This is a genomic window from Rhodobacter sp. SGA-6-6, from assembly GCF_011043545.1.
Classification (GTDB): Bacteria; Pseudomonadota; Alphaproteobacteria; order Rhodobacterales; family Rhodobacteraceae; genus Pseudogemmobacter.
Map to the genome: position 1 here is coordinate 86705 of NZ_JAAKGP010000012.1, position 10967 is coordinate 97671.

10 protein-coding genes and 1 tRNA gene are annotated in these 10967 nt (G+C 70.7%); 8 read left to right on the forward strand and 3 right to left on the reverse strand.

The features are described from left to right. Positions 1 to 3 precede the first annotated feature (3 nt). Positions 4 to 1206, reverse strand: coding sequence for an MFS transporter (locus G5B31_RS17315; protein ID WP_165019468.1), 1203 nt, complete (start codon positions 1204 to 1206; stop codon positions 4 to 6). Positions 1207 to 1259: 53 nt separating this feature from the next. Here G5B31_RS17315 and G5B31_RS17320 point away from each other — a divergent pair, with 53 nt between their 5' ends. The 3 genes from G5B31_RS17320 (at position 1260) to G5B31_RS17330 (ending at position 3993) form a co-directional block, all read left to right on the forward strand. After that, positions 1260 to 1889, forward strand: a complete 630-nt coding sequence (locus G5B31_RS17320; RefSeq protein ID WP_165019469.1) for a DNA-3-methyladenine glycosylase — start codon at positions 1260 to 1262, stop codon at positions 1887 to 1889. Continuing rightward, the gene (locus G5B31_RS17325; RefSeq protein WP_165019470.1) at positions 1886 to 2545 is read left to right on the forward strand and encodes an alpha/beta hydrolase; all 660 of its coding nucleotides are present in this window, start codon (positions 1886 to 1888) and stop codon (positions 2543 to 2545) included. Before G5B31_RS17320 ends, G5B31_RS17325 begins: the two co-directional genes overlap by 4 nt. A gap of 68 nt (positions 2546 to 2613) precedes the next feature. Continuing rightward, a complete protein-coding gene (locus tag G5B31_RS17330; protein ID WP_165019471.1) occupies positions 2614 to 3993 on the forward strand; it encodes a pyridoxal-dependent decarboxylase in 1380 nt (459 codons plus the stop codon). 39 nt (positions 3994 to 4032) lie between these two features. Here G5B31_RS17330 and G5B31_RS17335 read toward each other — a convergent pair whose 3' ends face one another. Both G5B31_RS17335 and G5B31_RS17340 read right to left on the reverse strand, forming a co-directional pair. Then, positions 4033 to 4635, reverse strand: a complete 603-nt coding sequence (locus G5B31_RS17335) for an outer membrane protein (protein WP_240904473.1) — start codon at positions 4633 to 4635, stop codon at positions 4033 to 4035. A 194-nt stretch (positions 4636 to 4829) separates the two neighbouring features. Then, positions 4830 to 6638 (reverse strand): ABC-F family ATP-binding cassette domain-containing protein, encoded by a 1809-nt coding sequence (locus tag G5B31_RS17340; protein ID WP_165019473.1) that lies wholly within the window; start codon positions 6636 to 6638, stop codon positions 4830 to 4832. A gap of 142 nt (positions 6639 to 6780) precedes the next feature. On the opposite strand from G5B31_RS17340, the gene G5B31_RS17345 reads away from it, so the two are divergent. The 5 genes from G5B31_RS17345 to G5B31_RS17365 all read left to right on the forward strand — a co-directional run bounded on the left by G5B31_RS17345 (position 6781) and on the right by G5B31_RS17365 (position 10967). After that, entirely contained in the window at positions 6781 to 8826 is a 2046-nt protein-coding gene (locus G5B31_RS17345) for an ASKHA domain-containing protein (protein WP_165019474.1), read from the forward strand. Positions 8827 to 8874: 48 nt separating this feature from the next. After that, the gene (locus tag G5B31_RS17350; protein ID WP_165019475.1) at positions 8875 to 9411 is read left to right on the forward strand and encodes a sigma-70 family RNA polymerase sigma factor; all 537 of its coding nucleotides are present in this window, start codon (positions 8875 to 8877) and stop codon (positions 9409 to 9411) included. Continuing rightward, positions 9408 to 10064 (forward strand): anti-sigma factor domain-containing protein, encoded by a 657-nt coding sequence (locus G5B31_RS17355; protein ID WP_165019476.1) that lies wholly within the window; start codon positions 9408 to 9410, stop codon positions 10062 to 10064. The genes G5B31_RS17350 and G5B31_RS17355 overlap by 4 nt, the downstream gene beginning before the upstream one ends. A 111-nt stretch (positions 10065 to 10175) precedes the next feature. After that, positions 10176 to 10721 carry a fasciclin domain-containing protein gene (locus G5B31_RS17360; RefSeq protein WP_165019477.1) on the forward strand — a complete coding sequence of 182 codons (546 nt, stop codon included), beginning with the start codon at positions 10176 to 10178 and terminating at the stop codon, positions 10719 to 10721. Positions 10722 to 10911: 190 nt separating this feature from the next. Then, positions 10912 to 10967 (forward strand) — tRNA-Gly (locus G5B31_RS17365).

A 10967-nucleotide genomic window follows, 5' to 3' on the forward strand; every position in this document is an offset into this window, starting at 1 on the left:
GCTTCAGGCCCGGAACTCGCGCGGTTTCAGCCAGAGCCAGATCAGCGCGCCGCCGGCCAGCACCAGGAAGGGCAGCATCGCCAGGTTGACCATCTGCCATCCGGCCTCGACCGAGCCGCCCGAGCAGTTCATCAGCCCGCCGGAGGAGAAGCTGGCCAGCGTCACGCCGCCGAAGACCACCAGGTCGTTGATCCCCTGCAGCCGGCCCTTCTCCTCGGGCCGCTGCGCATTGGTCAGCATCGTCGTCGCGCCGATGAAGCCGAAGTTCCAGCCCACGCCCAGGAGGATCAGCGCGATGAAGAAATTCTCCAGCGCCACCCCGGCCATCGCCACCGCCCCGGCGGCGGCGAGGATGACGAGGCCGAGGGCGATCACCTTCTCCACCCCGTAGCGGGCGATGATGTGGCCGGTGATGAAACTGGGCGCATACATCGCCAGCACATGGGCGGAAACGATGTCGGCGGCATGGCCGGTCTCGAAGCCGCAGCCGACCACGGCCAGCGGCGAGGAGGTCATCACCAGGTTCATCAGCGCATAGGAGACGGTGGCGCAGATCATGGCGACGGCGATGGCGGGGGTGCGGACCAGCTCTCCCACCGGGCGGCCCTGCGGCGCGCCGGCGGCGCGGGCGGCGGGGCGCGGGATGCGCAAGAGCAGGAACAGCGCCACCCCCACCACGTTCAGCCCGATCACCGCGAGATAGGTGCCGAGGAAGGGGATCACGAAGGCCTGCGAGGTGGCCTTCACCAGTTGCGGGCCGAAGACGGCGGAGAGAAGGCCCCCCGCCATGACCAGCGAGATCGCCTTCGGCCGGAACGCGTCCGAGGCGGTATCGGCGGCGGCGAAGCGATAGAAGCCCTGCGCGCTCATGTAGATGCCGGTGAACAGCGAGGCGATGCAGAACATCAGGAAGCTGTTGGTCCAGAGCGCCCAGGCCCCCAGCCCGCCGCCGACGGCGCCTCCCAAGGCCCCCACGGCGAAGCCCGCGGCGCGGCCGTGGCGCTGCATGAAGGCCGAGATCGGCGTCGCGGTCAGCATCGAGCCGATGACGGCGCAGGAGATCGGCAGCGTCGCCCAGCAGGCGTTGGGGGCCAGCGCGGACCCGGCAAGGCCGGCGACGGTGAAGATCATCGGCATCTGCGCGCCGAGGACGGCCTGGGCGGCGACGAGGACGGCGACGTTGCGTTTGGCGGTGGCGTCTGACATGGCTGGCAGGCCTAGGGGGTTCCGCTGCCCCCTGCAAGGGGGTTTCGGGTCGCATGGTGGGACGGATCATCCGGGGAGAGCAGGATTTGCTGGAAGGCGCGGCCTGGTTGGCCGAGGCCGAGCCGCGCTTCGCGCCGGCGCTGGCGCTCGGCCCGCTGCCGTTGCGGCGCTGGCCCGAGGGCTTCGCGGCGCTTCTGGACGCGATCATCGGCCAGCAGGTTTCCACCGCTTCCGCCGCCGCCATACGGGTGCGGATGGAAGCGGCGGGGTTCCTGGACGAGGCCCGCGTCGCCGCGGCCTCGGAAGAGGAACTGCGGGCGGCGGGCCTCAGCCGGCAGAAGGCCCGCTATGCCGCGGCGCTGGCCCGGGCGCAGCTGGACTATGCCGCGCTGGCCGCGACGCCGGATGCCGAACTGGTGGCGCGGCTGGTGGCCCTGCCCGGGATCGGCCGCTGGACGGCGGAGATTTATGCCATGTTCTCGCTCGGCCGGGCCGATGTCTTCGCGCCGGGCGACCTTGCCCTGCAGGAAGCCACGCGGATGCTGTTCGGGCTGGAGGCGCGGCCCTCGGAAAAGGCGCTGCGGGCGATGGCCGAGGCCTGGAGCCCCTGGCGGTCGATTGCGGCGCGGGCGCTCTGGGCCTATTACCGGGCGGCGAAAGGCAGGGAAGGGATCAGGGGATGAGGCAGCTGGACTCCGGCCGCAAGGGCGCGGGCAAGGGACAGGCGAAGGCGGCGGTGGTCTTCCTGCACGGCTACGGCGCCGACGGGGCGGACCTGCTGGGCCTCGCCGACGTGCTGGCGCCGCATCTGCCCGGCACGGCCTTCTTCGCCCCCGACGCGCCGGAGCGCTGCCCGGGCGCGCCCTTCGGCCGGCAATGGTTCCCGATCCCCTGGATCGACGGCTCGTCCGAGGCGGAGCAGGCCGCCGGGCTGGCAGCAGCCGCGGAAGACTTGAACGGCTTTCTAGACCGGCTGCTGACCGACGAGGGGCTGGCGGCCGGTGCGCTGGTGCTGGTCGGCTTCAGCCAGGGCGCGATGATGGCGATGCAGGTCGCGCCGCGGCGGGCGGAGGCCGTGGCGGGCGTCGTCGCCATCTCCGGCCGGCTGATCGCGCCGGAGTTGCTGGCAACGGAGGCGGCGGTGAAGCCGCCGGTGCTGCTGCTGCACGGCGACCGCGACGATGTGGTGCCCTTCGAGGACATGTCCCGCGCCGGCAACGCGCTGGTGGCGGCGGGGTTCGACACCTACGGCCATGTCATGCAGGGCACCGGCCACGGCATCGCGCCGGACGGGCTGGGGGTGGCGCTGCAATTCCTGAAGGAACGGCTGCCGCTGTAGCGCAGGCCCCTGCCCCGGCTTGATTTCCCCGCCCCATGGCGGGAAGGTCCCCGCACAGGAGGACGATCATGGACCACGAAGACCTGCGGCACTGGTCGAAGCGGGCGGCGGACTGGACGGCGGAGTATCACGCCGGCTTGCGCGACCGCCCGGTCAGGGCGCCGCTGACCCCCGGGGCGGTCGCCTCCGCCCTGCCCCCGGCCCCGCCCGAGGCGGCCGAGCCGATGGAGGCGATCTGGGCGGATTTCGAGCGGCTGGTCCCCGGCGCGATGACCCATTGGCAGCACCCGCGCTTCTTCGCCTACTTCCCGGCCAATGCCGCCCCGGCCTCGATGCTGGCCGAGCAACTGGTCAATGCCATGGCCTGCCAAGGGATGATCTGGCAGACCTCGCCCGCGGCGACCGAGGTCGAGCAGGTGATGGTGCAATGGCTGCGCGCCGCGCTCGGCCTGCCGGAGGGGTTTTCCGGCACCATCCACGATTCGGCCACCACCGCGACGCTGTCGGCGGTGCTGACCATGCGGGAACAGGCGCTCGGCTGGCAGGGGCTGGCGCAGGGCCTGCCCGGCGCGCCGCGGCTGCGGCTCTATGCCAGCGAGGAGACGCATTCCTCCGTCGACAAGGCGGCACGGCTGTCCGGGATCGGGCAGGAGAACCTGGTCAAGGTGCCGACCGACGCCGCGCTGTCGATGCGCCCCGGCGCGCTGGCCGGCGCGATCGAGGCCGACCGGGCGGCGGGCTTCCTGCCCGCCGGGGTGATCCTCTGCGCCGGCGGCACCAGCGTCGGCGCCTTCGACCACATCGCCGACTGCATCGCCGCGGCGAAGGCCGAGGGGCTGCCGGTGCATGTCGATGCCGCCTGGGCGGGCTCGGCGATGATCTGCCCGGAGTTCCGGGCGCTGTGGCAGGGGATCGAGGGGGCGGATTCCATCGTCTTCAACCCGCACAAGTGGCTGGGGGTGCAGTTCGACTGCGCGGTGCAGTTCCTGCGCGACCCCGGCCCGCAAGTGCGCACCCTGGGGCTGCGGCCCAGCTATCTGGAGACGGCGGGGCGCGAGGAGATCGTCAATTTCAACGAATGGACGGTGCCCTTGGGCCGCCGGTTCCGGGCGCTGAAACTGTGGTTCGTGCTGCGCGCCTACGGGCTGGAGGGGCTGCGCGCCCGCATCCGCAACCACATCGCCTGGGCGGCGGAGGCCTGCGAGGCGCTGCGCGCCCTGCCTGGGGTGGAGATCGTGACGGAGCCGCGGCTGTCGCTCTTCACTTTCGCGCTGGAGGACGAGGCCGCGACCATGGCGCTGCTGGCGCGGATCAACGACGAGGGGCGGGTCTACCTGACCCAGACCCGGCATCAGGGCCGCTACGTGATCCGGGTGCAGGTCGGCCAGTTCGACTGCACCCGCGAAGATGTGATGGAAATCCCGGCCGCGGTGACGCGGCTGATGTGAAGCCCCCGGGCGGGTAGGCCCGCCCGGGGAAGTCCGGCGTCAGAAGCGGAAGCCGACGCGCAGGGTGGCGGTGGTGGCGTCCAGGTCCACGCCCGAGCCGTCGAAATCGTCGAAGCGGTTGGTCATGACCTCGCCGCCGAGCGTCCACTGGTCGTTCAGCGCATAGGTCGCGCCGGCCCCCAGAACCCAGCCGTTGTCGGACAGGTCGGCGCCGCCGATGGTGGCATCGGCCCGCGCCGCGCCGGCGGTGGCGTAGATCAGCGTCCGGCCGGTGTCATAGCCCGCCTGCAGCTTCAGCCGGGCGATGCTGTCCAGGCTGTCGCCGCTGCCCGCCGCACCCAGGTCCAGGTCGGCCTTGTCCCAGTCGGCCTCGATGCCGAGGACGGTGCGGCCGAGGTCCCAGCGATAGCCGGCATGGACACCGCCGATGGCGCCATTGCCGTCGAACCCGGCGCCGTTCGAGTCGAGATCGCCATAGCCGACCTGCGCACCGACGTAGAAGCCGGCCCAGTCCCCGCCGTAATCCACCACCGGGGCGGGTTCGGCGACGATGACGGGCTCGGGCACCACCTCGACCGGGCCGCCGGCGAAGGCGGGCGCGGCAAGGGCGGCGGTGGCCAGGAAGATTGCTGCGGTTTTCATCACTATCTCCATTGCTCCATGGTCTCCTGCTCCGCCCGGTGAAGTCCGGGCGGCGGATGGAGGTAAAGGCTGGTGCTGCGCTGCGGCGGGGGCAATGGGTCTTCACGGGGCTGTGACGGCGCCGCCGCCGCGCGGGCCGGTTTCGGCCGTTCCCCGCCGCGGGGGACCCGGGGAAATCGGCAGGTCCCGGCCGATCAGGCCCGCTCGGCCAGCGCCAGCCATTCCTCTTCGGCCGCCGCCAGCGCCGCCTGCCGCTCGGCCAGCCCTTCGGAGGCCTTGCGGAACTTCACCGGCTCCTTGTCGTAGAGGTCGGGCTGCGACAGGAACTCGGTCAGCTTGCCGATCTCGGCCTGAAGCCGGTCCATCAGCGCGGGCAGGTCGTCGAAGCGCTTGCGCTCGGTGAAGGTCAGCCCCTCGGCCTTCTTCGGCTCCGGCTTCGCATCCGGCTTCAACTTTGGTGCGGAAACACTTGTTTTTACTGTATTTTCTTGAACAACCGGACGTTGCACCGCATAGTCCGACCAGCCGCCGGGATAGACCGTCGCCCGCCCGTTCCCCTCCATCGCCACGGTCTGGGTGGCGATGCGGTCGATGAAGTCGCGGTCGTGGCTGACCAGCAGCACGGTGCCGTCGAATTCGCCCAGGATGTCCTGCAACAGGTCCAGCGTCTCGACGTCCAAGTCGTTGGTCGGCTCGTCCAGCACCAGCAGGTTGGAGGGTTTCGCCATCAGCTTGGCCAGCAGCAGCCGCGCCTTCTCGCCGCCCGACAGGCTGCGGACCGGGGCGCGGGCCTGCGCCTCGTCGAAAAGGAAGTCCTTCAGATAGGCCACCACATGCCGCGGCTGGCCGCGCACCAGCACCTGGTCGGCGGCGCCGGAGACCTTCATCAGCGGATCGCCGGTCAGGTTCTCCCACAGGCTCGCCTCGGCATCCAGCGCGGCGCGGGTCTGGTCGAAGACGGCGATCTCCAGATTGGTGCCATGGATCACCGTGCCGGCATCCGGTTGAACTTCGCCGGTCAACATCTTGAGAAGCGTGGTCTTTCCCACCCCGTTCGGCCCGACGAAGGCCACCCGGTCGCCGCGCATCACCCGCAGCGAGAAGTCGCGGACGATGGGCTTGCCGCCATAGGTCTTGGTCAGCCCGGTCGCCTCGATCACCCGGCGGCCCGACTGCTGTCCGCTGTCCAGTTCCAGCGCCGCCGCTCCCTGCCGCCGGATCTGCGCCGCCCGGTCGGCGCGCAGCGCCTGAAGCGCCCGCACCCGGCCCATGTTGCGCTTCCTGCGGGCGGAGATGCCCTCCACCGCCCAACGGGCCTCGGCCTTGATCTTGCGGTCCAGCTTGTGGCGGGCCTCGTCCTCCTGTGCCCAGATCTCCTCGCGCCAGTCCTCGAACCCCTCGAAGCCGGCCTCGCGGCGGCGGACCTCGCCGCGGTCGATCCACAGCGTGGCGCGGGTCAGCGCCCGCAGGAAGGCGCGGTCGTGGGAGATCAGCACGAAGGCGGCGCGGGTGTCGCGCAGCTCCGCCTCCAGCCATTCGATGGCCTGAATGTCCAGATGGTTGGTCGGCTCGTCCAGCAGCATCAGCTCCGGTGCCTCGGCCAGCAGCTTCGCCAGCGCGGCGCGGCGGCGTTCCCCGCCGGAGGCGGTGGCGACGGGGGTCGCGGGGTCGAACTTCAACCCCTCGGCCACCACGCCCAGCCGGTAGGACTCGCCCTCCGGCAGCGCCGAGGCGGCATAGTCGCCCAGGGTGGCGTAGGCGGACAGGTCCGGGTCCTGCTCCATGTAGCCCACGGTCACGCCCTGCGGCACCACCCGGGCGCCGCGGTCGGGCTCCACCAGACCGGCCATCACCTTCATCAGCGTGGACTTGCCGCTGCCGTTGCGGCCGACCAGCGCCACCCGGTCGCCGGGCTGGACCACCAGCGACAGGTCGTCGAAGACGGGATTGCCGCCGAAGGTCAGCGAGATGCCGGAGAGTTGCAGGAGCGGTGCGCGGGCCATGGCGGCGGGTTATGCGCGGAACGGCCCGGCGTCAACGCCCCCTGCCCGCCGCAAGCGGCGCAACCGGCACCGGAATTGCCGCTTCCCGCCTTGCGCCTCCGGCCAGCCGGCCTAGAACAGAGGCGCGCGCAGGAGGCAAGCCATGACCGAAGAAGCACTCGTGATCTTCACGCCCTCGGGCAAGCGGGGAAGATTCCCGCTGGGAACCCCGGTGCTGACGGCGGCGCGGCAGCTGGGGGTGGACCTCGATTCGGTCTGCGGCGGCCGCGGCATCTGCTCGAAATGCCAGATCACCCCGGGCTACGGCGAGTTCCCGAAGCACGGCGTCACCGTCGCCCCCGACGCGCTGAGCGACTGGAACGCGGTCGAGGACCGCTACAAGCGCATCCGCGGCCTGATCGACGGCCGCCGCCTGGGATGCCAGGCCAAGGTGATGGGCGATGTGGTCATCGACGTGCCGCCGGAAAGCCAGGTCCACAAGCAGGTGATCCGCAAGTCGGCCGCCGACCGGCATATCGAGATGGACCCGGCGACCCGCAGCTACTACGTCGAGGTCGAAGAGCCCGACATGCACGAACCCACCGGGGATTTGGAGCGTCTGGCCCGCGCCCTGAAGGCGCAATGGAACATCGACGGCATCGATGCCGACCTCTCCATCCTGCGCCGGTTGCAGCCGGTGCTGCGCAAGGGCGAATGGAAGGCGACCGTGGTCTTGAACCGCGGCAACCATGACAGCCGCCATCGCCTCTTGGACATTTTCCCCGGCTTCCACGAGGGCGCGCTTTACGGCCTTGCCGTCGACCTCGGCTCCACCACCATCGCCGCGCATCTCTGCGACCTGGCCGACGGCAAGGTGCTGGCGTCCAGCGGCCTGATGAACCCGCAGATCCGCTTCGGCGAGGACCTGATGTCCCGCGTCTCCTACGCCATGATGAACAAGGGCGGCGACGTCGAGATGACCAAGGCCGTGCGCGAGGCCATCAACACGCTGGCGGTCTCGGTGGCGAAGGAGGCCGGGGTGGAGCCTTCGGCGATCTACGAGATGGCGATCGTCTTCAACCCGGTGATGCACCACCTGTTCCTCGGGGTGGACCCGGTGGAACTGGGACAGGCGCCCTTCGCGCTGACGACCTCCAGCAGCCTGTCGCTGGATGCGCGCGACCTGGACCTGACCGACCTGAACCGCAACGCAAGGGTCTATGTGCTGCCCTGCATCGCCGGCCATGTCGGCGCCGATGCCGCGGCGGTGGCGCTGTCGGAGGAGCCGAACAAGTCCAAGGACATGGTGCTGATCGTCGACGTCGGCACCAATGCGGAAATCCTCTTGGGCAACGAGACCCGGGTTCTGGCCTGCTCCTCGCCCACCGGCCCGGCCTTCGAGGGGGCGCAGATTTCCTCCGGCCAGCGCGCCGCCCCCGGCGCCATCGAGCGGGTGGAGATCGACCCCGTGACCAAGGAGCCGCGCTTCCGGGTGATCGGCGTCGACCTGTGGTCGGACGACCCGGGCTTCGAGGCTGCGGTGGCCGGCACCGGCGTCACCGGCATCTGCGGCTCCGGCATCATCGAGGCGGTGGCCGAGATGCGGATGGCCGGGCTGGTGGACCAGGGCGGCCTGATCGGCAGCCCCGATCAGACCGGAACCTGGCGCTGCGAGCCGCATGGCCGCACCTATTCCTACGTCATGCACGACGCCAGCGCGGCGGGCGGGCCGAAGATCATGGTGACGCAGGGCGACATCCGGGCGATCCAGCTGGCGAAATCGGCGCTTTACGCCGGGGCGCGGCTGCTGATGGACACGATGGGGGTGGACAAGGTGGATCGCGTCACCCTGGCCGGGGCCTTCGGCGCCCATATCAGCCCCAGGCACGCCATGGTGCTGGGGATGATCCCGGACGTGCCGCTGGACCACGTCCGCAGCGCCGGCAACGCCGCCGGCACCGGGGCGCGGATCGCGCTTTTGAACCGTGCGGCACGCGACCAGATCGAATCGGTGGTGCATCACATCCACAAGGTCGAGACCGCCATCGAGCCGCGCTTCCAGGAGCATTTCGTCAATGCCTCCGCCATCCCCAATGCGGTGGAGCCCTTCCCGGAACTGGCCAAGGTGGTGACCCTGCCCGATGTCAGCTTCAACACCGGCGGCTCGGGCGGCGGCGGCGAGGGCGGGCGCCGGCGGCGGCGCGGCTGACCTGTCGCCCTCGCTTGCGCGGGGTGGGAAAAGCGATAACGTCCCGCCATGTCCGATGACCCCGTCGCCGATCTGATCACGAAATGCGCCGGCGGCGACCGGGCGGCCTTTCGCCTGCTCTATCGGGCCACGGCCGCGAAACTCATGGGTGTTCTCCTGCGTATCCTCGGGGAACGGGCGGAGGCGGAGGATGCCTTGCAGGAGGTCTATACCCGGGTCTGGCTGCGCGCCGGGCGTTTCGACCCGGCCCGGGGGCGCGGGATGACCTGGCTTGTCGCGGTGTCCCGCAACCTTGCGATCGACCGGCTGCGCGCCCGCCCCTCCGAAACGGCCGACGACGCGATGGAGACGGTCCCGGATCGGACGCCGCGGGCGGAAACCCGGCTGGTCGCGGCGGGCGAGGCAAGGCGCATCGCCGACTGTTTCACCACGCTGGAGCCCGACCGGGCCGAGGCGGTGCGCGGCGCCTATCTGGACGGACTGTCCTATGCCGACCTCGCCGCACGCCACGCGGTGCCGCTGAACACCATGCGCACCTGGCTGCGGCGCAGCCTGCTGAAGCTGAAGGAGTGTCTGGACCGATGACCGACGCTTCTCTCACCCTGCGCGAGACGGACGAGGTGCTTGCCGCCGAATATGTGCTTGGCGTGCTGGACCGGGAGGAGCGCGCGGCGGTGGCGGCCCGGCTGCGGCAGGATCAGGAGTTTGCCGGGCTGGTCGCCGCCTGGGAAGAGCGGCTTTCGGGGCTGAACGGCGGGTTCGCCGAAGCCCCCGCTGCCGACCTCCTGCCCCGGATCGAGGCCCGCCTGTTCCCCGCCGCGAGGTCGCCGCGCCGCTGGTCCCCGCTGCGCTGGCTTGCGGGCGCGGGGGTGGCCGCGGCGCTGGTGCTGGCCGGGCTGGCCATGCTGCCGCCGCCCCGGTCCGACCTGGTGGCGGTGCTGGCCGCCGCGGACAACCGCCTGGCCTACGAGGTGCGCCGGTCCGGCCAGACCCTGCGCATCACCCGCGTGGCAGGGGAACCCGCGGCCGAAGGACAGGTGCACGAGCTTTGGGTCATCGCCCCCGGCGCGGCTCCGGTCTCGCTGGGGCTGCTGCAACAGGACGCGCTGGTGGTCGATCATGCCCTGCCCGCACCGGGCTGGGTGCTGGCGGTGTCGGTCGAGCCGGCCGGAGGCTCGCCCAGCGGGCAGCCGACCGGGCCGGTGATCCTGACCGCGCAGGTCGAGGCCGGGACCTGACCGATCACAGCCGCGTGAACCGGGCGCCGGGGTGAAACTTCGCCGGATGCGCCTCCGTAGCTTCGGGCGTGAGGCGGGAATGGCCCGCCCCGGAACCCGAGGAGCCATCACATGAAGACTGTCGCAATCGCCTCCACGATCCTGGCCCTGTCCGCCGCGCTGGCCCAGGCGGAAAACCCGATGGTCGGCGGCGCGCCGATGTTCGAGGACAAGACCATCGTCGAGAACGCCGCCAACTCGGCCGACCATACCACGCTGGTGGCCGCGGTGCAGGCGGCGGGGCTGGTCGAAACCCTGTCGGGGGAAGGGCCCTTCACCGTCTTCGCGCCCACCGATGACGCTTTCGCCAAGCTGCCCGCCGGCACGGTCGAGACGCTGCTCAAGCCCGAGAACAAGGATCAGCTGGCCAGGATCCTGACCTGCCACGTCGTGGCGGCGGATGCGATGTCGGATGCGATCATGAAGATGGTCGACGACGACAAGGGCGCCCATCCGGTCAAGACCGTCGGCGGCTGCGAGTTCACCGCCATGTATGAAGGCGACAGGATCATGATCAAGGACGGCATGGGCAACGTCGCCAATGTCACCATCGCCGACGTCAAGCAATCGAACGGCGTGATCCATGTGATCGACACGGTGCTTCTGCCCGCCATGTAACCCGCGACCGGGCGGGGAAGGCATCCCGTGACGCTGCGGCCGCCCCTCCCGCCCGGCCGGCCCCCCGGGGCCTTGTTCTCCCCCGGTCCCGGGGAATGGCCTCCGGTTCGCCCGGAGGCCGCCTCCTGCCCGCGGCCGGTGCTTGACCTCGGTTCCGCTATGGCTTACCTCAGCGAAACCGCGCGGGTGTAGCTCAATGGCAGAGCAGAAGCTTCCCAAGCTTACGACGAGGGTTCGATTCCCTTC